Below are 18012 nucleotides of genomic sequence, written 5' to 3' on the forward strand. Positions count from 1 at the left end.
GGGTCGGGGGGCCCCGCCTATGGGGGCCGCGGGGGCCCGCCCCCCGCCCCCTCCACAACCCCCCCCGCCCCCGCCCCCCGGCGGGGGCGCCCGCCCCCCAGGGCTCTTGGGATCGGCTTGGCCGAGGGTTGCAGGGTCTCCGCCTGGCGGGTTCCGGACGAGCGATGCTCACTCGGCGACCCTGACCTCCCCGTGCATTGCGTCGTACGTGGCGCACGCCTTCCCCCAGATGTCACAGGCTCCCTCGTAGCCCTCCTGTGCATGCAGGCGCGCCCAGAGATCGGGGAAGGTGCGGCCGGTGCCGTCTCCGTCTGCGTCGCTGTCCATCAGCAGGGCGAGCTGATAGGGGTCCCTGGGGAGGTTCGGGTCGAGGTAGTCGAGCCCGGAGAGATGGGGATGCACGGTGACGGTCGTGCCGGGGACGTGTTGGGTGCTGCTCCTCTGCGATCGCAGGCTTGTGGTGATGGACTGGGCCTGATGGAGGTAGTCGTAGGGGCCCAACCGGATGTCCGGGAGCCTGGGCCTGGCGAGAACGACGGCGTACCGCTCGCCGTGTTCGGGCGCCTGTGGTCGGGAGGGCCGGCCTTCCCAGAGCTGGGGGGCGAGCCTGCGATGGAGCCGGAGGGGGTGGTGGGGGTGGCCGGCCTGGGTGACGGCGAGCGTGCTGAGCCGGTGCATGCCGGGAAGCGTGAGCACTTCGGCGACGCGGTCGGGGTGGGCGTTCGTTCCCCATCCCGCGACGAGGGGGCCGTCGGTGTGTTCGGCGAGTCGGGCGGCAGCTTGAAGGTAGCTGTTGGCCTCCGGTCCGACAGGGTCGTCCGCAGTCGCGAGGCCGAGAGGCTTGGTGGCCCGCCACGCGTACACGTTGACGATGAGAAGGCCGCTGCAGCCCCAGTCTTGGGCGTACTTGATGCAGCGCTGACTGGTGTTGTCGTCGCTGGTCGCGTCGGCGGTAGAGGGGTTCAGGAGAACGAAGACGGCGGTCTTGCCGGTGTCTCCCCATTCACGTACGAGCAGGTAGCGGTACCGGTCGCAGGCGGAGAGGACTGCGGAGCGTCGTATCGGGGGGCGTGGGGTGCGTAAGGGATGCGTCATCCGTGATCCGTTTCGTGGTCTGGCGGTCCGTGTCCGTGAGTTGCGGAATCGGCGGGCGGCCGCATGCGGAGTCCAAGGGGCTCCACGGCAGTCAGTTGGCAGCGTGTGCCGTGGCGGCAAGGAGGGCGGCCAGGGCGCGGGGCTGACTGGACGTCTCCATAGCCCACAGTCGGACGGGGACCTCGCCGACGATCGTGTCGATGAACCTCAACCGCCACCACAACCAGTCCGGCATGCCGCCTTGACCGGCATCGGTGGTGCCGTAGGCGCTCGCACCCGTCATGTGGCCGGTCGCGTTCAGAGCTTGCGCCCAGGCGCGCAGGGCTTTCCCGTCCTCAACCTGGATCAGGGCGGCAGGCCCGAGTCCCCTCACGTCAGCGGCGTCCACTGATTCCACGGAGAGGGAGGGGTGAGCGGCGATCAGGGCGGCTGCCGCGGCGCCGGCCGCGCTGTGAGGGCCCTGAGGGTTGGTCGTCATGAGTTCCTTGGCAGGGGAGTTGGGCATGGCTAGCTGTGCCTCTCATGAGGTTGGTGTCGTGGTTGCCGGCGCGCAGCCCTCGCGTAGGCGCCGGATCGTGCGGGCCATGGCGTCTCGGAGTTCGATGTCCGTGCGGCCGACGGCGTCATTCCAGACGGTGATGTCGTCCACTGCGAGCGTTTCGCCCAGGGCCGCCGTGGCGGCATCGGCGAGGACGCTCAGCTCGTATGCCGTGGGAGGGCGCGGATCGCCCTCGGCCGCAAGGTTGATGGCGCCGAGGGCGCAGACACGGCAGTTGCTCGGATCCAGGTCCTCGTCGTCCTCCTGGTCGATGTCGTGGAAGGTGGAGGCGTCGCCCTGGCACCAGCCGTTGGTGATGAGCACGGCGAGGGCCTTGTCGAGGAGGTCGGCGATCTCCGTCTGGGTGGGCGTGTAGGGAGGAGTGGGCAGCCGCGGACCGTCGAAGCCGTCGAATGAGCCGTCGTGGTCATCAATGGCTTGGACGATCGCCTGTGTGAGGGTTGCATTCGCGCTGGTCCAGTCGGCCTTGCCCTGGATCGCTTCCACGAACCTCTGCGCGCCCGTCGAGCTGGCCCAAGTTGCCGGCATGCGGCGGTTGGACGGTGCGTGGATGACGAAACAGGCGTCGGGGTGGTCCGGGAAGAGCGGCGCAGGCGCAGGTTTGATGTTGAGGCCCGGAACACTGGTGGGGATATTCACTTCTCGCGCTCCTTGGTGAGTGCTGGGTGTTGGTTGCGGCTGTTGCACAGTTCTGCCGCCCGGCTGGGGGCAGGAGGCGGGATCGTCGCCCTGGCGCCAGCCTCGTGAAACGGCGGCGCGGCACAGGTATCAGGCCCGCCCCGGGTGCGCCGGGTGGGCTGATGTTCTTTACGGCGTAAAGATGTGGGCCCGCCCAGCCCGAGACCGGGCGTTCGGTGTGACCGGCTGATCGCCGTGCCGCCCGGCCTTACATCACGGGTTGGACGCTTCGGTAACCGGTCCGTGTTCGGCGACGAGGACACGCCACCGGATCCAGTTGGAGCCAGTGCATGTCCAGCGGGTTGGGCTGCGGGTCCAGAGGCGACCCTGCCGGTCCTGCACGGCGGCCACATCTGCGGGTGCCTCGCAAGAACCAGGCCCGTCGGGGTGCCAGACACGGGCAGCGGGTGCGGTCACTCGACGAAGGTTTCCCGCACAAGGTTCACCGCGTGCCCCGGATTATCAGCTACGGTCCCCGAACCCGGAGCCGGGCGAATAGTACTGATAGTTGAAGCGTCCTCCGACTGTGTTGTTCCTCCGGCAGCCAGCAACTGGTCGACTGTGGGCTCGTCGACGCAGAGTGCGTAGGCGATGTCGTGGCGGGGCCAGCCGCGGGCGGCGTACTCACGGGCCATGGCCGCCCAGGCGGCGGCACGGGCTTCGGGTTCGATGTAGTCGGTGCTCTCGATCATGACTGCCTCCCTGGGTGCAGATCGTTGATTGCGGCGGCCGAGGCCTTGCTGAGCCGTGGAGAATCCGCCTCAGGTTCCGGGCGTCATCGGGGCGTGGATGGGGCTGAGGTGTGGCACAGCGTCGTGCAGTTGGCCGTCGAGAAGACGACCGGCCTTCTTCTTGCCGAGGCGGGCCAGCTCCACGCGGTGCCCGAGGTCGTCGACGGGTTCCCCGACCAGCACGCTCCCGGTCACCGGTCGGCTGCGGATGACGTGGTAGCCGCTGGGGGCCCACTCTCCCCATTGTTTGAAGAAGTAGGGCACGCCTGCGGTCTGGCACTGGTCTCGCAGGGTGCGGGCCCATTCGGGGTCCATTGGGCGAGCCTTGGGCCCCGACTCACCGCCGGCGATGACCCAGTGGACGCGCGCCCTTCGCATCCAGTGATCACCGACACGTTCCATTCCGTCGACCACTGCCCCCTCGGGGGCGTCCAGGTAGGGGTCGGTGACGTCGGTCCGCTCGGCGAGGTACCGGGTCAGGTCGACGTGCCTGACGAGCGGCTCGCAGGACAGGAACCGGACCCGTGCGGCGACCTGGAGGAGAAGGGGGATCCGTTCATCCGCACGCTGCTGGTCCTCCACGGAGGTCCCGAGCCACACGTGGTCCGGCCACGCGTCCTTCCACGGCACCATGGCGGGCACGTGCTCCGGCCTCTTGGTCAGCAACTGCCAGCGCAGCCACGGCGTCTGCTCGATGAGCTCCCACAGCCGCGCCCGCGCGTGGGTGACCTGGGGGTGATCCTCGAAAACATCGGCCATGGATGCGCAGAACACCCTGCGGGGTATGCCGGTCTGCTGTGCTTCGCGGTTCCACTTCAGGGGAGTGCGCCAGTACGCGTCGGAAAGCATCCGGCGCTCGCCGCCGAGATGGAACACATCGTGGCCCCAGCGGCGGGCGTTGTCAGCCGCGTAGCAGTTCCGGCAGCCGCTGGAGATCCGCGAGCATCCCCACCAGGGGTTGAAGGTGTGGTCCGTCCATTCAATCGAGCTGTTTTGACCCACGGGGTTCCTCTCCTGCGTGGTTGGGGGTCGGGGAGTGGTTGAGGTAGGAGGCGTACGCGGCCTCAACGAACCGCCATGCGGCGGGTGTGTGCCGTTTCGGCTGCCACGGCGCGGGGGCGACGAGGGTCTCGAGTTCACCGTTCCCGTGCTCGAGGAGGACGCCGATTCCCCAGTAGTCCGCCTCGGACAGCAGGTAGTCGTTGCGGGGCGGCCTGGGGGTCACGATGGCCCGCGCGCAGACCGAGGCGTAGGTACTTGTCCGGCCGATGCGGTCACGGGTACAGGTGCCGTGAACGGTGGCGAGGGTGACGCGGCAGGGCCGGATGGCGTGCCGGGTGACGAGGCCGAGGGTGAGGTCCAAGATGCCGGCGGGGGCGCGGCGCACGTCGGTTTGCTGGCGCTCGGTCAATCCGTCGACGGGGACTGGGCTGCCGGGCGGGAGGGTCATCAGCGTGTCGAGCAGGGCGCGGTGCGAGTCGCGGATGTGGCGAAGGCCGGCTTGCTGGCGGCGGGTGTGTTCGGCGGGGTCGATGGTCAGGTGCAGGGTCGCGGCAGGCCAGCCGCGCGGCGACGGCACCTTCACGGGGGCGGTCACATGGAGATCCTCTCGGTGTGGGCGGCCAGGTCCAGGTCCAGGAGCACGTTTGCGTGGTAGTAGTCGGGCTCGCGTTCGGTGGGCAGTGAGCAGGCGCAGACCAGATCACGGCCTACCGGCATTGAGTGCAGAGCGGCGGTCGAGGTCGAGGGCGCGCCCGGGCCGGGGTGAGCGGGGAGGGCATCGAGCCATTGGCTGTCTCGCGCCCACGGCCTGCTGGAGCGGGTTGGCCGGTCAGCTTGATCGCTCACTGCAGGATCTGGGCAGTGCGGGCCGCCGACAGCCAGTGGGGGAATTCCTGCAGGAGTCGGTCGTACAGCAGGTTGTTGGGGACGTCGCGGGGATTGCGGCCGGCGTGGAAGAAGCCCGCGTTGTCGACTGCGCGGCGGGCAGGGACGGCCAGTTCGTCGAGCTTGCGCAGGAACGTGAACTCGTTGTCGTCGGGGTCACCGAAGCCGATGAACTGCCAGAACAGGGGCAGTCGGGCGGCCTTGCACAGATAGCGCTCGGCGGCGAGTTTGCTGGTGGGGCCGCCGTCTGTCTGGAAGATGACCAGGGCGGGGGAGTGGCTGTTTGAGGCGAGGTGGTGGTCGATGACTGCGTCCATCGCCCAGTGGTAGTTGGTGCGCCCCATGTGGCCCAGGTTCTGGTGGAGCTTCTCGATGCGGCCGTGGTGGCTGCCGAGTTCGAGGTCGGCTGCGCCGTCGATGTCGGTGGAGAAGAACACAACGGGCACCGTGCTGTCGTGGTGGAAGTGCGCGGCGAGCGTCAGGATCTGCTCCGCGAGGTGCTGCACGGTGCCATCGCCGTAGTAGCGACGCATGGACCCGGAGCGGTCCAGTACGAGATAGACAGCGGCACGCACTCCTTCGAGTCCGTGCTCGCGCACGCTGGCCCCGGCTGACTTGTACAGACTCACCAGGTCGGGGGCCTTGGCCTGCATCTTCGACAGACTGATCGCGGGGGTGGCGCGCTGAGCGCTGGCTCTGGTCGCCACCCGTTCGCCGGGTCGTTGCTCTTTCACGGTGTCGCTCCTGAGGTGTTGTGGACGTCGGGCTGAACCAGCTGCCGCGAGCGGGGTGTCGGCGTGGAGTCGCCCTCGAAGGTCTCAGCTATCCGCCCGTCGGCATCTGGTGGCTGTGATGGGCTTGGCGGGCTGGGCCGCCCCCGATTCCCGCTGAGGCGTGCGTGCTTGTGGTCACGGGGTCGGCGTGATGCGGGTCGCGCAGAATCGTGCGCCTTCGCCGCTGAGCAGGTCGACCCACATGAAGTCGCCGTAACTGGGATCACTTGTCGTGCGGAAGAGGCAGTCCGCGTACTCCGGGTGTCCCGCTGCTTCCAGCGCGGGCTTCAGGAACGGGATGGCGTAGGCGGCGACGGCCCGCGGCAAGGCGTTCTCGTCGCTGTCATCAACCGTGATCGCGGTGGCGGGCACGGGATACATGTCGCCGACCTTGCCGAATTCCAGGCTGTATGTGGTCATGAGGCTTTGTCCGTTCTTGCCGTGTACTGGCTCAGTGTTGGGCGGGCAGGCCGGGGTGGTCGTTGAGGCCGTGCGGTCCGACGAGGCTGTCGCGGCAGTCGTGAGAACTGCCTCCAGGGCTGCCGTGGCCAGCTGGTATGCGGCGAGCGGATAGAGCGCCCAGGCGTAGACCAGGTCTTTCACCGGGTGTCTCCCGGCTGCATCGCCTGGACGGGTGCCTGTTCACCTTCGCCGTGCATCGAGCGGGCTGGGGCGGGGCTCGGTTCGGGCAGCCCCAGGACCTGTGCGAGAGCTTGCCGAGTTGGCAGGTCATGGGCGGGGTTATGAATGAATGCGGCGACTTCGCGGAGTTGGCCGCGCCGCTGCTGTAACTCGTTCTCAGCGGAGCGGAGATCACTCGCTAGGTGCGCGTCGGGGCGCAGGGTTCTGAGGACGGGCGGGTTGAAAGCAAGGGTGTAGGGCGTCGTCACGGCGTGCCTTTCCAGAGGCGGGCGTGGAAGAAGCGGCCCTCCCGCATCGGGAGGGCCGCTTCGTCATGCGGCAAGTCGGGGGTTGCGGGTTCAGGAGTCCTCGATGAAGGTGTGGGCCGTCACATGCTGGCTGTGGCGTCAGGACGAGGAAGGGCAGCAAGGAATGCCACGGCTCCCCGCCATTCGGCGTCGGTAGCAGCCCGGATTCCCGTCAGATACGTCGGGCCACCGACGTTGTGCCCCGTGACCACCACCCGCACCGACGGCTGGAACAAGTGCAGGATCGGGGCGACCGTGGCGGAATGGGCGATCCAGTCGACGGTGACGCCGCTCGGCAGTGTCAGCTGGCCGTGCGTCCAAATCCCGGGATCGTGCCGCGCCATCCAGGTGACCCGGCCCATCAACTCGGTGGCCTGCGGGGACGGTGGGAAGCCCAGGAACTTCTCGGTGGGGTTGGCGGTCCGGTCTCCGGTGGCCTCAGGGGCGGCGGTGGGGTGCTCACTCATCGGGGATCTCATCCGTTTCGTTTTGAGATGGGTGGCGGCACCGGGGCGGCCGGACGCGGAGTCGACGGCCGCCCCGGGCACAAGGAGGGGTGAGCAGGGTCAGGCGTCGGTCGTCTCCGCACGGGCCGAGGCTCGCCGGTTCGTCAGGGCCAGGCGGTGTTGCCAGGACTGAGCGGCCTGCTTGGGCGGTATGCCGCGCAGTGCCTCGCTGTACAGCCATCGGTCGCGCTGTTCATCGAGCAGGTCTAAGGAGGCGGCCGTGCCGTAGGCGACGGCGGTGAGCTGCTTCCAGGTGTCGGCCGGGTGCTGGGCGCGGCAGGTGGTGCACAGCTGCTGGCCGATCGGCGGCTGGGTGTGGATCGTGCAGCCGTCCGTGCAGGGGTATTCGGGGAGGCAGTTGCAGGCGAAGCAGCCGTCGGGCCGACTGGGCGACCACGTCCGGTGTTTGGTCAGAGTGGGGCGTAGGGCGGGTGCGGTCGGCCACGTGTGGCTGCAGTTCCGGCACCGGTGGTAGTGGCCCCATCCTGCGCGGCCGGGGCCGGTGGTGAGGCTGGTCGACCCGTTGCGCCGGTCGCAGGCGGGGCATTGAGACTGGACGGCGACGTCCTCGTAGGTGAGCCATTCGACGGCGATGGTCGTCGCGACTTGGGCACCGGGGCTGGTGGCGTCGGCTTCTTCGAACTCCCAGGCGTAGTCGTGATCGTCGTCGCAGCGCGTCACGTGGATCCAGATGCGCTGTGTGCCGCGGTGGGTCAGGTCGGTGAGTTCGCTGCTGGGCAGGATGCGGTGGCCGTAGACGCGCCGGTAGTAGCTGTTGGTGACGGCGAGGACGGCGCGGTCAGCGACGTGTCCTAAGGCCATGAGGCCTTCGCCGTCCACGCCCAAAGGGACGGTCGGGATGCCGTAGAGCGTGGTGAAGCCTTCCTCGGGGCTGCCAGAGAGGGTGATGGCGGAGCCGGGTTCGGCATTGGTGAAGACTGGCATGGGTGGTCTCGGTCTCCTCTGTGTGGACAGGGAATTGGGCTGCGGGGCGGCCGGAGCTGTGTCGACGGCCGCCCCGCAGGCTGGGGTTTGGAGGTCAGTTCGTGGGGCGGCTCGGCGTGAGGAGGTCGTCGAACTGCTGAAATTTGTCCTCGCGGGTGCCGGTGACGGTCGCGTACCTCACCTGAGCCGGCCGGTTGGGGTCGGGTCCGGCTTTGCGTGAGAACAGAGCCGCGCACAGAGGCCGCGCGACACCGGGGAACAGCCGGGTCTGCACAGGAGGCTGCATCCCCTCCGGTGTCAGGTCGATGATCAGCCCCTGGTCGGCGGCCCGGCGCATCTCGGCCCGCATGCCTGCGAAGGCCGGGCTGGTGAGCCACGCAGCGGGGGAGAGGAAGGCGACGACGCCGGTGTGCAGGCGGGTTTCGAAGGCGCGCCACAGTGCCCACCGCCAGAAGAAGACGTGAAGGTTGGACAGGGCGTATTCCAGGCGGCCTTGTCCTGGGAGGCGGAACTCATCGAGGCTGGGCCGCCACAGTTCGTCTTCGGCCCGAGCCTGGCGCGGGCGGGGTCTGCGGGCCTCGATCCAGGGGGCGGCCCCTTTGGCTTTGTCCTTGTACGGCGGGTTGCCGACGATCGCCAGCGGGCTAGCGGAGTTGAGGCGCCCGGCCAGTGCCGGGGGAAGGTCTCCTTCGAGGGCGTTGCCGATGACGATGTTGTTGTCGAGCCAGTCGATCGGCGTGTAGCCGCCGGTCTCCAGCCAGCACGCGGATTTGGCGAGGTCGACGGCGACCGGGTCGGTGTCGATGCCGTACACGCAGGATTTCAGGACGTCGGCCATGACGGCCTGGACGGTGAGCGGCGCAGGTTTGTTGGTGCGGAACAGCAGGCCCACGTAGGCGGAGGCGAGGAGCCGGGCGGCGGAGACCAAGAACACGCCTGCGCCGCAGGCCGGGTCCAGCACGGACACGTTGAGGACGTCGGTGAGGTCGTCGTCCAGGTTCAGGTCGGTGATCGTGCTCAGGGCAGCCCGGGTGAGGGGATGGGCGATCTCGGGCGGGGTGTACCAGCTGCCGGAGGCTTTGCGGGTGTCGGTGGCGAGTAACTGCTCGTGCAGGCTGCCGAGTTCCTTCACTCCCCAGGTGGTGATGCCGTCGATGTCCTGGAGGAGTTTGCGGGTCCGGTGCGCGGTGTCGTCGTCCAGGTCGATGGGCCAGGGTTCGGTGAGCTGGCGGGCGGCGGCGACGGTGTTCACGGCGATCCGGAGGATCTGGCGGTGGCCGTCGGTTCCGGGAGCTTCTGCGGTGAGTGCCTCAAGGGTGCGGGGTGTGATGTTCATGCGGGGTCCGGTGCGGGCTGTCGGGTTCCGTTGAGGAGCCGGTAGAGGTAGGTGTCAGCGAACTGGAGCTCGGCGGCGATCGCTGTGACGGATTCGCCGGCGACGCGGCGGCGTCGGATGTCGGCGAGTTGGGAGACGGTGATGCGGCGGCGCGCCGTGGCGCCGTTCGCCCGGCTGCGTTCCCTGGCCTCGTCGGTGGCGGCCTTCGTGCAGGGCGTGCACCGGCAGGCGTGGTTGCTGTAGGTGGAGGCCCGGCCGTGGACGAGCTGGTGCTCGGGGCGGCCGGTGCGGCGGGTGACCGCGCGGGTCGGCGGGCGCCGCTTCGCCGCCGCGGGTGTGGTGGCGGTCCGGGAACCGACCCGGCGATCCGTACCCCAGATACGGGAGGGCTGCTCGCCCTCGTGCCACAGGGCCAGGAATCGCCTGCGGGCCTTGGAGATGAGGACGTTGAAGGTGCCGGGGGTGACCCCGAGCAGGGCGGCGGCCTGCTGGTAGTCGTCGGTCGCGGCGAGCGCGGTCAGTGCTTGCTGCTGGCGTGGGGTGAGCTGAGGCCAGATCTGGGCCAGGGCGTGCCGGTCGACGACCCGGTCCTCTGGGGAAGGGGTGGGCGCGGCGGTGGTGGTCCAGTACCCCTCGAAGCGGGGCCGTGTCCCGGTGCCGGGCTGGTGGTGGTTGTAGCCGTGTGCCTGCTGGCGCTGTCTCACGGACTGGTCGGAGCCCCGTAGTCCGGCCTGGAACAGGGCGTGGCGGGTGGGCGGCTGTTCGGCGGTGAGCAGGTGCTCGACGATGGCGTGCCAGGCGGTGTCGTAGCGGTCTTCGATGTCGCCGGCGGTGTGCCAGCGGTCGGAGTGGACGACATGCCGCGAGAGGTGGTGCAGGTCGTCCAGGGTGTAGCCGTGCAGCGCGGGCTCACTGTGCCGGCCTCGGTGACCGCCGGGCGTTTCGCCCCGGGCTGCGGCGTGAGGTGTGAGGGTGAACGCCGCGACGGGCGCGTGGGCGCGAAGGACCGTTCCGGTCAGCAGGTCGGCGTCCAGGCGGACATCAACGGTGCGTGAGCCGAGGGCGCCGCGTGCGTGCCGGTGTACTTCCTGTGCCAGATCGGCGGGAGTTCCAGCCGCGGTGGTGAGCGTCCGGGCGTGTCCCGTGGCGGTGAGGACGGGTGGGTCGAAGGCGAGGGTGTACGACGTCGTCAAGGCGGTGCCCTTCCAGGGGAGGCATAGGAGAAGCGGCCCCCCCCGATGGGGAAGAGCCGCTTCGTGGTGCTGCAGGACAGGGAGACCGTGGGCTGGACTGAGTGGTTCAGCCGCTGAGGCTGGAGAGGCGGATCGGCATGACCAGCCCCCGGAAGGTGTCGGCCTGGTCGGGGGCGTGCAGCAGGGCGGGCTTGGTCGGGGTGGTGAAGTTGAACTGGGTGAAGGGCGCGTCGATCTGTTGGAGGGTCTTGAGTAGGAGGCCGGGGTTGAAGGCGATGGCCAGCGGGTCACCTTCGAGGTCGGCTTGGACCTGGTCGCGGCCGCGGCCCTTGTCGTCGGTGCCGGCGCGCACGGTGATTTCACTGTCGGTGATGTCGAGGACGATCGGGTCGGCCTTCCCCAGCAGGGGCATGACGTGCTTGATGGCGTCGGCCAGTGCCTCGGTGCCGGTGGTGGCGACGGACTCGAACTCGGTGGGGAACAGGGCGGCATAGCCCGGGATTTCGCCGTCGATGATGCTGCCGCTGGCCCACCGGCCCGGGACGCTGACCGCGAACATGGACTCGGTGATGGTGAGTTCTGCCTGCTCGTCGGCGGCGAGGATGCGGGCAGCGTTGCGGACGACGTCGGCCGGGATGAGCGCGCGGCCCTCGGTGCGGGGTTTGTTCCTCCCTTTGCCTTTGGCGGACTTGTTGGGGGTCCAGGGCACGTCGGCGACGTGGAAGGCGTAGCGGTCGGTCGCGGAGAGCACGATCGTGGTGTCGCTGAGGGTGAACTCCACGCCGGTCAGGTTCGCGATGGTCTCGTCGGTGCTGGCGGCTGCGGCGACCTTGGCGGCGGCTTCGGCCAGGACGGCGCCGTCGACCGTGCCGCTCGCGCCGGGGATCGTGGGCAGGGTCGGGTAGTCGTCCAGCGGCAGGGTCGGCAGGCTGATGTGCGCGGTGCCGCAGGACAGGGTGACGTCGGTGCCGTCCAGGGCCAGGGTGGTCGGCTTGGACTTGGGGAAACCGCGGACCAGGTCGGTGAAGACGCGCCCGGACACTAGCAGCGTGCCGGGCTCGGACACCTCGCAGTCCTCGCGGGCACGGGCGGAGCGGTAGTAGTCGAAGCCGCCCAGGAGCAGGGTGTTGTCGTCGGCTTCGAGCCGCATGCCGGCCAGGACCGGTGCGGGCGGGTTGACGGGGACGGCGCGCAGCGCCCACTGCGCGGCGTCGGCGAGCTTGCCGGTGTCGATGGTGAGTTTCATCAGGGCCTTCGGTCTCGGCTGCAGGAGCGTGAAAGGGCCCGGGCGGGCCGCCCTGCGTAGGGCGGCCCGCCCGGGCCTGACGGGGCTGGTGCCGGGGTTGCGCGGTGGCGGGTTACTGGTCGGTGTCCTCGATGCCGGGGACGGGGATGTCGCCGAACATGTCGTCCAGGGCGCGGGTGACGGCGGCCCGGTTCTCGGGCCGGGTGGCCTTGAGGACCTTGTTGGTGAGGTCGGTCAGGTCGAGGGCCGCGAACAGGTCGGTCAGATCCGCGACGGTCTGCCGGTCCACGACGGTGGCGTCGGGCCGCTGGCTGTGCAGGTGGCAGCTCAGGGCGTTGACGTGGTCGGCGAGTTGGTGGGCCAGGGCCGGGCTGATGTCGAGGATGTGCGCGTGCTCCGGGTCCGAGCTGAGGGGGCCGTTGGGGCTGATGTGGATGCCAATGGTCCGCCCGGGCGAGTTGCGCGTGAGTTCGTACAGGGCTTCGGCCAGGACCTGGATCGACCGGGCCCTCTCGTCGTGCTCTTCGGTCTCCGGGGCGTCGTCCTCGCCCTCTTCCTGCAGGAGTTCCTCCAGTTCCAGGTCCAGTTCCGTCTCCGGCAGGACTTCGAGCGTGTCGGCGTCCAGCCGGATGTGGCCTTCGGCCGTGTCGGGGAGGGTGAGGTGGCCGGTGACGCGGAGTAGGTCGCCGGGCTGGCACTCGGTGAGCAGTGTGTGCGCGAGGTCCGGGTTGCTGGTGACGCAGGGGATGACCGCTTCCTGTTCCTCCGTGCAGTTGTCGGGGGAGGAGGTCAGCCGCCAGGCTGCGGTTCCGAGGCCGGTGCCGGGGACCGCGATGCGGTCCAGGTAGCCGGTGAGCGCGTACGGAAGGGGTTCCATCAGCGTGCCGCCTTCCTGCGGGCGGTGGCCTGGCGCCGCAGGACGCGGGGCAGAGAGCCCAGCGACTTGCGGTGCCGGGCAAGCGCGCGGGCCTGGTCGCGGCCGGCGGCCAGACCACATTCGTGGCACGGCTCGGTGCCGGCAGCCTCGTGGCAACGGTGGCCTTCCACCGTGCCGTGCGGGGCGCTGATGTGGTGGGCGGCGGCGAGCTGGTAGAGAGTGCCGCCTGGAACGTCGGTGCGCTGCGTGATGCTGCGCTCGCTGCAGCCGTCGCGCAGCAGGACCAGGGCCACTGCCTGGCCGGCCGTCAGCGCGGCGGGCACGGTGGGTATCGCGGGGGTCGCCATGCGGCGGGTCCTTCCAGGTGTGTTCTGGTCGGGAAGCGGGGGTGAGGTGGTGGCACCGGCCCCGGACAGCACGGACAGCACGGCTTTGATGTCCGGGGCACTGAGGCTGCGCAGCGCACGCTGGTGGAGGATCGTGGCCGCGTGCTGGGTGCGGTTCATGCGGCGGCCGATCTCCGCGTGCGGCAGGTCGTGCCAGTAGCGCAGCCGCAGGCACTCCTGTTGATCGCGGGTCAGCCCGGTGATGGCCTTTTGGAGCTCCCGGTAGACGGGGGCCCGGGCCAGTTTCTCGATGACCTGGTCGTCGGTGTCGGCTGCCTGGTCGTGGTCGCGCATGTCCGCAGTCGGCGTTTCCCGGCGGTAGCGGGCGCTCTTGTAGTAATCGAGCAGCCGGTTGCGGGCAGTGGTGGCCAGCCAGGCCCCGAAGTCGCTGCCGCGCCAGGTGAACGAGTCGATCCGGTCCAGGGCCCGCACGAACACGTCACCGGTCAGGTCCTCGCTCAACTGCTGGTCGTGAGTGCGGCGCAGCAGGTAGGTGTAGATCTGCGGCCGGTAGCGGACATACAGGTCGGCGAAGGCCTCGCGGTCGCCGCCGCGGGCCCGGTCGACGATGTCCTCCACCGACTCTTCTGCCCCTGGGGTGTGCCGCGTCGTCGTGTCGGTGGCGGTCACGCGCCAACCTCCGCGTTCGAGGCGGCCAGCCGGCCGCGCAGGTGCGGGTTGGCGTCGACGACCTGGCGCAGCAGCTTCGGGGTGGGCTTCCACAGGCGCTGTGCACCGCGGGCCGCCACCGGAGTGGTCAGCCGCTGCACCCGGGCAAGCTCCCAGTGGAAGCAGCCCTCTTCGGACCAGGGCGTGCATGCGCCGTCGTCGGCGTGAATGCCGATGAGGTCGGCGACGGCGACCACCGCACCGCGCACCAGCTGGTAGTCGTCGCCCAGCATCTGGCGTACGGCGTCCAGGGCCAGGGCCCGGATGTCGACCTCTGCTCCGGCGTGGATGAGCAGGGTGCCCCGCCAGTGGGTGCTCCAGACGCGGTTCTCGATGCGCTTGGCGACCTGGTCGTCCTCGATGGCGATCAGGTCCGACCAGGGCGGCCGGATGGTGATGCACCGGATCGGGGTGAGGTCGTGGTCCGGCGCGGTCTGAGGCCGACGGGAGACCGTGGCGAGCAGCTCGTAGTTGGCGTGCCGCTGCTGGGGGGTCAGCGGCAGCGTCCCGGCGGTGGCGCGGGTGCGGAAGTACTCGCCGGTGGGGATTGCTTCGCGGGACAGCCGGGCAAGCAGGGCGGTGTCCGCGACAGGAGAGAGGGTCATCGCAGGTCCTCCGGGGCCAAAGGGTGAGCGGTGGTGCCCGCACGCCCGAGGCGCCGGCCGTTGACGGTCGGCTCGTTGGCGTGCTTCGGGGTGGCGATGCGGTAGAGGCCGGTGCGCTCCCGCTTGTGCTCGTACATCGCGCCTTCGGCGCCGCGCAGCACGTAGGTGTAGTCACGCGAGTGCAGGTCGCTGGGGCTGGACGCGCCGATGGACACCGCGACGTCGACCGCCTGGCCGTCGATGTCGACGCTCTGGTGCAGCAGGTGGTGCAGCTGCTGCAGGCGCTGGTCGCGGTCGGCGGCGGTGCAGGTGAGGACGGCGGCGAACTCGTCACCGGACAGCCGTGCGGCGACGCCACTGGGGCCGACCCACTGCTGCAGGAGTGTGGCGGTCGCGATGAGTACCGTGTTGCCCGCGTCATGGCCGAGGCTGTCGTTGACGGCCTTGAAGTCGACCATGTCCAGGAAGACCAGCAGCACCTTCTCGCCGTGGCGGTTCAGGCGGCGGGTGGCGTGCTGTTCGTAGCCGGGGCGGGCGTGCAGTCCGGTGAGCGGGTCGCGGCGGGCGGCCGCCAGGCGCCGGTGCAGTGTCGCGGCGTGAACGGCCCATCCGGTCAACGGAAGTACGGCCGTGGTCAGGAAGAGTGCGCGCTGCCCGATCAGGGCGTGGGCGCGCAGGTGGGACGCCATACTGGTGTCCTCCCTCTCGTCTCGTACGGGATGGATGGGCCCGGGGCAGGCGGCTGGTTTGGACGCCTTTGACGCCTGCCTCGGGGCGGATTCAATTCGGGCGGACCGTGCCTGTCAGGCCGTAGGGGTTCACCCAGGGCGCGGCCGTGGCATGCGCCCAGTCGAGCTCCCAGTCCGGTCGCAGCCCCCGCGCGCACCAGCTGGTGGAGCGGGGAATCTCCTGTCCGGCCCGGTGGAGCAGCAGCGCCTTTTCGTACGCGTCATGCGCTGCCGTGCGGGCGGTGAGGGGGCTGTCGGCGAAGCCGACGAATACGTGGACACGCCGCCCCGGCTGGTCGTTGTTCTTGGTCGGGACGTCGACCTCCCAGAACTGAGGCATGTCCCTTCCTCCTTCCTGCTCTGCGTGAAGAGCCACCGCACCGCCCCGGCCCGCGTGGTGAGCGGGCCGGGGCGGCACAGAAGCCCGTCAGACGGCGACGAGGGTGGGGGTGTCGAGCTGGGTACCGAGCAGCAGCGCGCGGATCGACTTCTCGTACTCGCCCGAGCGGATCCGGTCGTGGAGGAGCTGGCCGGCGACCAGGCAGCGGGCGCGCAGGCGGATCGCGGTGACGGCGTCCGTGTCGGCGCCGGCGTCGGTCGCGGCCTTCTCGGCAGCGTCCCCGGCGAGCGTGTAGGCCATCTTGAGGCCGGCCGCACGTCGGGAGTACTGCGCCTTGAAGTGTGCCCAGTCGCTGACGGCGCGGGTGTCGTCCAGACGCTCGTCCCAGGCGTCGTACCTGCGGCGGGTGCCGTCGGGGTCGGCGGCCCACGCTTCGGCCCACTGCCGGGCGAGGTCGGGCAGTTGGGCGATGGTGCTGAGGACCTTCTCGCCGCGGTGCCCGAAGGCCCTCCAGGCGTCGGTCTCCTCCAGGATGTGCACCTGGTGGGACATCACCCAGTACGGGTAGGTGTCCTCGCCCCAGTTGCCGGTCTCGCCGCGCGGCTCCACCGCGAACAGCCTGATCGGCCAGCCGTCCTCGAGGCGTTCCAGGATCTCGCCGGGCTTGGTGTACATGTGGAAGTACGAGAACGGCCTGTCGGTGTACCACTTCTGCCCGGGGCTGGGGTGGTCGACGGTCTCGCCGATGTGGTCGGCGAGGTTGACGGTCGGGATGGTCTCGCCCTGGGCGCTGTAGTAGCGGGCGAGGTGCTCGCAGGTGGGCGGGACGGTACCGTCGGGCCGAGCCGCCATGTAGTAGACGACGGGCTTGGTGCTGGCCATATGTTCCTCCGTGGTGGCGTCGGGCGGCCGGGCCGCCCGGAATCGGATGGTGATCTAGGTGCGCGGGTCGCCCGCGCTGGTGTGGACGGTGCGGCGGTGCGCGGCAAGGCCGGCGGAGCCGCCCAGGATCGGGAGGCGGCAGGCCGGACAGCCGTGCCACCACTCGTCACCGGCCGGGAGATCGACCAGGGTGTGCGGGGGAGGGCTGCTCACCCGGTGCCGGCTCCCGAGCGAGCCTTCATCCGGTCGACGAGGGCCAGGAATTCGGCTCCGAGCTCCGGCGCGGACAGGATCACGCGGAGGATCGAGGCGAAGCCGTCCCGCTCGATGGGGTCCAGTCGGTCCCACACGCCGTGCGCGTCGGTATGGACGCCGACGGCGTTCAGGTAGGCGTCCTCGTCCTCGGTGGTGACGGTGTGTTCGGCACCGCACCTCCCGCACCGGTAGGTGGCCTGGTCCCAGCCGCAAGCGGCAGGGGTGTCGGGCTCGGTGCTCATCCTCGGACTGCCTCCATCGCCTGCGCTTCGAGGTCGGCGCGACCGTCGGGGTCGTCCTCCTGATCGCTGTTGCTGGCGTGGTCGTCGGCCTCCTGGTCGACGTCGTCGGCCCCACCGTGGACAGTGCAGACAATGTCCTCGTCACCGTCCAGGTCGCCGTTCAGCGCCCGGAACAGGCAGGTGACGCTGTAGGCGGGCGCCCACGCGTAGCCGGTGCACTCGTCGTCGTGCGGGCACGGCAGCATCACCTCGAACCCGATGTCGCCCTCCCCGTCGATGTCGTGCCGGAGCGCGAGGGTGAGGTACATCTGACCGAGGCGGATCTCGCCGACCCGGTCGCCGCCGGCGAGGTTCGAGCCGGGCCTCCACCGCCACAAGGGCAGGATCTCCGGGCCGAAGGTGCGGCGTACGAGCAGCAGGTCGCCCAGGCCGCCGCCACCGTCCAGCCCGAGGTCTGCGGTCCGGGCGTCGCTCAGGCGCTCCAGGTAGGGCAGCAGCCGGAAGATGCTGTCGGCGAAGACGACATCGTTGAAGCCCTCGCTGCGCAGCTGCGGGTGGGCGTGGACCATCGCCTGGTGCTGCGCAAGGACCGTGTCGTCCGGCACGGTCCGGTTGGCCGGCCGCGGGCCCTGGCGCTCCACACATACGGAGGCCGGGGTCGACACCACGACCGCGATGACGGGCACGTTGTACCGCTTGGCGGCGGCGACCAGCGGCTCCCGCGCCGACCTGGCGACGTTCGTGGAGTCGACGACGGTGAACTTGCGCCGGGCCATCCGGCGCTCCAGAAGCAAGTGCAGGGCGTCGACGGCGTCGTCGGTCGCGTCCTGGTCACCCGCGTCGTCACTGACCGCTTCGCGCAGGGCGTCCAGGGACAGGACCTGCGAGGCGGGCCAGGTGCGCGCGATCGTCGACTTGCCCGCGCCGGACGCGCCGATCAGTACCACCAGGCAGCTCTCCGGCAGCTGCGGATAGACGAGTGAGGTCATGCGGAATCTCCTGATCTCGCAGAGAGTGAAGGGGAGTTGGGGGGGGGGGGGGGGGGGGGGGGGGGGGGCCCCCCCCCCCCGGCGGGGGGGGGGGGCGCCCGGCGGGGGGGGGGGGGGGGGGGGGGGGCGCCCCCCCCCCCCGATACGGGACGGGCAGGGGG

23 protein-coding genes are annotated in these 18012 nt (G+C 70.0%); all 23 read right to left on the bottom strand.

All coding sequences use genetic code 11. The features are described from left to right. Positions 1 to 168: 168 nt before the first annotated feature. Positions 169 to 1095 (bottom strand): DUF1643 domain-containing protein, encoded by a 927-nt coding sequence (locus tag ACFYPC_RS36670; RefSeq protein ID WP_391891674.1) that lies wholly within the window; start codon positions 1093 to 1095, stop codon positions 169 to 171. Positions 1096 to 1186: 91 nt separating this feature from the next. Further along, the gene (locus ACFYPC_RS36675) at positions 1187 to 1573 is read right to left on the bottom strand and encodes a hypothetical protein (protein ID WP_391891675.1); all 387 of its coding nucleotides are present in this window, start codon (positions 1571 to 1573) and stop codon (positions 1187 to 1189) included. A 42-nt stretch (positions 1574 to 1615) separates the two neighbouring features. Continuing rightward, the gene (locus ACFYPC_RS36680) at positions 1616 to 2293 is read right to left on the bottom strand and encodes a hypothetical protein (protein WP_391891676.1); all 678 of its coding nucleotides are present in this window, start codon (positions 2291 to 2293) and stop codon (positions 1616 to 1618) included. Between the two features lie 452 nt (positions 2294 to 2745). After that, the gene (locus tag ACFYPC_RS36685) at positions 2746 to 3024 is read right to left on the bottom strand and encodes a hypothetical protein (RefSeq protein WP_391891677.1); all 279 of its coding nucleotides are present in this window, start codon (positions 3022 to 3024) and stop codon (positions 2746 to 2748) included. Positions 3025 to 3093: 69 nt separating this feature from the next. Then, positions 3094 to 4065 (bottom strand): phage Gp37/Gp68 family protein, encoded by a 972-nt coding sequence (locus tag ACFYPC_RS36690; protein ID WP_391891678.1) that lies wholly within the window; start codon positions 4063 to 4065, stop codon positions 3094 to 3096. Then, positions 4043 to 4660 (bottom strand): hypothetical protein, encoded by a 618-nt coding sequence (locus ACFYPC_RS36695; RefSeq protein WP_391891679.1) that lies wholly within the window; start codon positions 4658 to 4660, stop codon positions 4043 to 4045. The genes ACFYPC_RS36690 and ACFYPC_RS36695 overlap by 23 nt, the downstream gene beginning before the upstream one ends. Continuing rightward, on the bottom strand, positions 4657 to 4782 hold the full coding sequence (locus tag ACFYPC_RS36700) for a hypothetical protein (RefSeq protein ID WP_391891680.1): 126 nt from the start codon (positions 4780 to 4782) through the stop codon (positions 4657 to 4659). Before ACFYPC_RS36700 ends, ACFYPC_RS36695 begins: the two co-directional genes overlap by 4 nt. Positions 4783 to 4907: 125 nt before the next feature. Then, positions 4908 to 5603, bottom strand: coding sequence for a VWA domain-containing protein (locus ACFYPC_RS36705; RefSeq protein WP_391891708.1), 696 nt, complete (start codon positions 5601 to 5603; stop codon positions 4908 to 4910). Positions 5604 to 5858: 255 nt separating this feature from the next. Next, positions 5859 to 6326: a hypothetical protein gene (locus tag ACFYPC_RS36710; protein ID WP_391891681.1), complete on the bottom strand. Its 468-nt coding sequence runs from the start codon at positions 6324 to 6326 to the stop codon at positions 5859 to 5861. Between the two features lie 406 nt (positions 6327 to 6732). Next, positions 6733 to 7119: a hypothetical protein gene (locus ACFYPC_RS36715; protein WP_391891682.1), complete on the bottom strand. Its 387-nt coding sequence runs from the start codon at positions 7117 to 7119 to the stop codon at positions 6733 to 6735. Between the two features lie 99 nt (positions 7120 to 7218). Then, the gene (locus ACFYPC_RS36720; RefSeq protein ID WP_391891683.1) at positions 7219 to 8103 is read right to left on the bottom strand and encodes a hypothetical protein; all 885 of its coding nucleotides are present in this window, start codon (positions 8101 to 8103) and stop codon (positions 7219 to 7221) included. Positions 8104 to 8197: 94 nt separating this feature from the next. After that, complete coding sequence (locus tag ACFYPC_RS36725; protein WP_391891684.1) at positions 8198 to 9439, bottom strand: N-6 DNA methylase; 1242 nt, start codon at positions 9437 to 9439, stop codon at positions 8198 to 8200. Next, positions 9436 to 10632: an RNA polymerase sigma factor gene (locus ACFYPC_RS36730; RefSeq protein WP_391891685.1), complete on the bottom strand. Its 1197-nt coding sequence runs from the start codon at positions 10630 to 10632 to the stop codon at positions 9436 to 9438. The genes ACFYPC_RS36725 and ACFYPC_RS36730 overlap by 4 nt, the downstream gene beginning before the upstream one ends. Before the next feature lie 106 nt (positions 10633 to 10738). Then, positions 10739 to 11878, bottom strand: coding sequence for a DNA polymerase III subunit beta (gene dnaN, locus ACFYPC_RS36735; RefSeq protein WP_391891686.1), 1140 nt, complete (start codon positions 11876 to 11878; stop codon positions 10739 to 10741). Between the two features lie 112 nt (positions 11879 to 11990). After that, positions 11991 to 12755 carry a hypothetical protein gene (locus tag ACFYPC_RS36740; protein WP_391891687.1) on the bottom strand — a complete coding sequence of 255 codons (765 nt, stop codon included), beginning with the start codon at positions 12753 to 12755 and terminating at the stop codon, positions 11991 to 11993. Continuing rightward, the gene (locus ACFYPC_RS36745) at positions 12755 to 13771 is read right to left on the bottom strand and encodes a sigma-70 family RNA polymerase sigma factor (protein ID WP_391891688.1); all 1017 of its coding nucleotides are present in this window, start codon (positions 13769 to 13771) and stop codon (positions 12755 to 12757) included. The genes ACFYPC_RS36740 and ACFYPC_RS36745 overlap by 1 nt, the downstream gene beginning before the upstream one ends. Beyond that, positions 13768 to 14415, bottom strand: coding sequence for a hypothetical protein (locus ACFYPC_RS36750; protein WP_391891689.1), 648 nt, complete (start codon positions 14413 to 14415; stop codon positions 13768 to 13770). The genes ACFYPC_RS36745 and ACFYPC_RS36750 overlap by 4 nt, the downstream gene beginning before the upstream one ends. Next, on the bottom strand, positions 14412 to 15104 hold the full coding sequence (locus tag ACFYPC_RS36755) for a GGDEF domain-containing protein (protein WP_391891690.1): 693 nt from the start codon (positions 15102 to 15104) through the stop codon (positions 14412 to 14414). The genes ACFYPC_RS36750 and ACFYPC_RS36755 overlap by 4 nt, the downstream gene beginning before the upstream one ends. 91 nt (positions 15105 to 15195) lie before the next feature. Then, positions 15196 to 15483 (bottom strand): hypothetical protein, encoded by a 288-nt coding sequence (locus ACFYPC_RS36760; protein WP_391891691.1) that lies wholly within the window; start codon positions 15481 to 15483, stop codon positions 15196 to 15198. Between the two features lie 87 nt (positions 15484 to 15570). After that, the gene (locus ACFYPC_RS36765; RefSeq protein ID WP_391891692.1) at positions 15571 to 16365 is read right to left on the bottom strand and encodes a hypothetical protein; all 795 of its coding nucleotides are present in this window, start codon (positions 16363 to 16365) and stop codon (positions 15571 to 15573) included. 54 nt (positions 16366 to 16419) lie between these two features. Beyond that, the gene (locus ACFYPC_RS36770; protein ID WP_391891693.1) at positions 16420 to 16578 is read right to left on the bottom strand and encodes a hypothetical protein; all 159 of its coding nucleotides are present in this window, start codon (positions 16576 to 16578) and stop codon (positions 16420 to 16422) included. Further along, positions 16575 to 16862, bottom strand: coding sequence for a hypothetical protein (locus ACFYPC_RS36775; RefSeq protein WP_391891694.1), 288 nt, complete (start codon positions 16860 to 16862; stop codon positions 16575 to 16577). Before ACFYPC_RS36775 ends, ACFYPC_RS36770 begins: the two co-directional genes overlap by 4 nt. Continuing rightward, positions 16859 to 17851: an AAA family ATPase gene (locus ACFYPC_RS36780; protein WP_391891695.1), complete on the bottom strand. Its 993-nt coding sequence runs from the start codon at positions 17849 to 17851 to the stop codon at positions 16859 to 16861. The genes ACFYPC_RS36775 and ACFYPC_RS36780 overlap by 4 nt, the downstream gene beginning before the upstream one ends. Between the last annotated feature and the right edge of the window lie 161 nt (positions 17852 to 18012).

Source organism: Streptomyces sp. NPDC005808 (assembly GCF_042871385.1).
GTDB lineage: Bacteria > Actinomycetota > Actinomycetes > Streptomycetales > Streptomycetaceae > Streptomyces.

What these genes read in the sequence shown, in the direction of transcription:
- ACFYPC_RS36670 (WP_391891674.1), bottom strand. Translation starts at nt 1,095, where the DNA reads ATGACGCATCCCTTACGCACCCCACGCCCCCCGATACGACGCTCCGCA.
- ACFYPC_RS36675 (WP_391891675.1), bottom strand. Translation starts at nt 1,573, where the DNA reads ATGACGACCAACCCTCAGGGCCCTCACAGCGCGGCCGGCGCCGCGGCA.
- ACFYPC_RS36685 (WP_391891677.1), bottom strand. Translation starts at nt 3,024, where the DNA reads ATGATCGAGAGCACCGACTACATCGAACCCGAAGCCCGTGCCGCCGCC.
- ACFYPC_RS36700 (WP_391891680.1), bottom strand. Translation starts at nt 4,782, where the DNA reads ATGCCGGTAGGCCGTGATCTGGTCTGCGCCTGCTCACTGCCCACCGAA.
- ACFYPC_RS36705 (WP_391891708.1), bottom strand. Translation starts at nt 5,603, where the DNA reads ATGCAGGCCAAGGCCCCCGACCTGGTGAGTCTGTACAAGTCAGCCGGG.
- ACFYPC_RS36715 (WP_391891682.1), bottom strand. Translation starts at nt 7,119, where the DNA reads ATGAGTGAGCACCCCACCGCCGCCCCTGAGGCCACCGGAGACCGGACC.
- ACFYPC_RS36720 (WP_391891683.1), bottom strand. Translation starts at nt 8,103, where the DNA reads ATGCCAGTCTTCACCAATGCCGAACCCGGCTCCGCCATCACCCTCTCT.
- ACFYPC_RS36725 (WP_391891684.1), bottom strand. Translation starts at nt 9,439, where the DNA reads ATGAACATCACACCCCGCACCCTTGAGGCACTCACCGCAGAAGCTCCC.
- dnaN (WP_391891686.1), bottom strand. Translation starts at nt 11,878, where the DNA reads ATGAAACTCACCATCGACACCGGCAAGCTCGCCGACGCCGCGCAGTGG.
- ACFYPC_RS36740 (WP_391891687.1), bottom strand. Translation starts at nt 12,755, where the DNA reads ATGGAACCCCTTCCGTACGCGCTCACCGGCTACCTGGACCGCATCGCG.
- ACFYPC_RS36750 (WP_391891689.1), bottom strand. Translation starts at nt 14,415, where the DNA reads ATGACCCTCTCTCCTGTCGCGGACACCGCCCTGCTTGCCCGGCTGTCC.
- ACFYPC_RS36755 (WP_391891690.1), bottom strand. Translation starts at nt 15,104, where the DNA reads ATGGCGTCCCACCTGCGCGCCCACGCCCTGATCGGGCAGCGCGCACTC.
- ACFYPC_RS36760 (WP_391891691.1), bottom strand. Translation starts at nt 15,483, where the DNA reads ATGCCTCAGTTCTGGGAGGTCGACGTCCCGACCAAGAACAACGACCAG.
- ACFYPC_RS36765 (WP_391891692.1), bottom strand. Translation starts at nt 16,365, where the DNA reads ATGGCCAGCACCAAGCCCGTCGTCTACTACATGGCGGCTCGGCCCGAC.
- ACFYPC_RS36775 (WP_391891694.1), bottom strand. Translation starts at nt 16,862, where the DNA reads ATGAGCACCGAGCCCGACACCCCTGCCGCTTGCGGCTGGGACCAGGCC.
- ACFYPC_RS36780 (WP_391891695.1), bottom strand. Translation starts at nt 17,851, where the DNA reads ATGACCTCACTCGTCTATCCGCAGCTGCCGGAGAGCTGCCTGGTGGTA.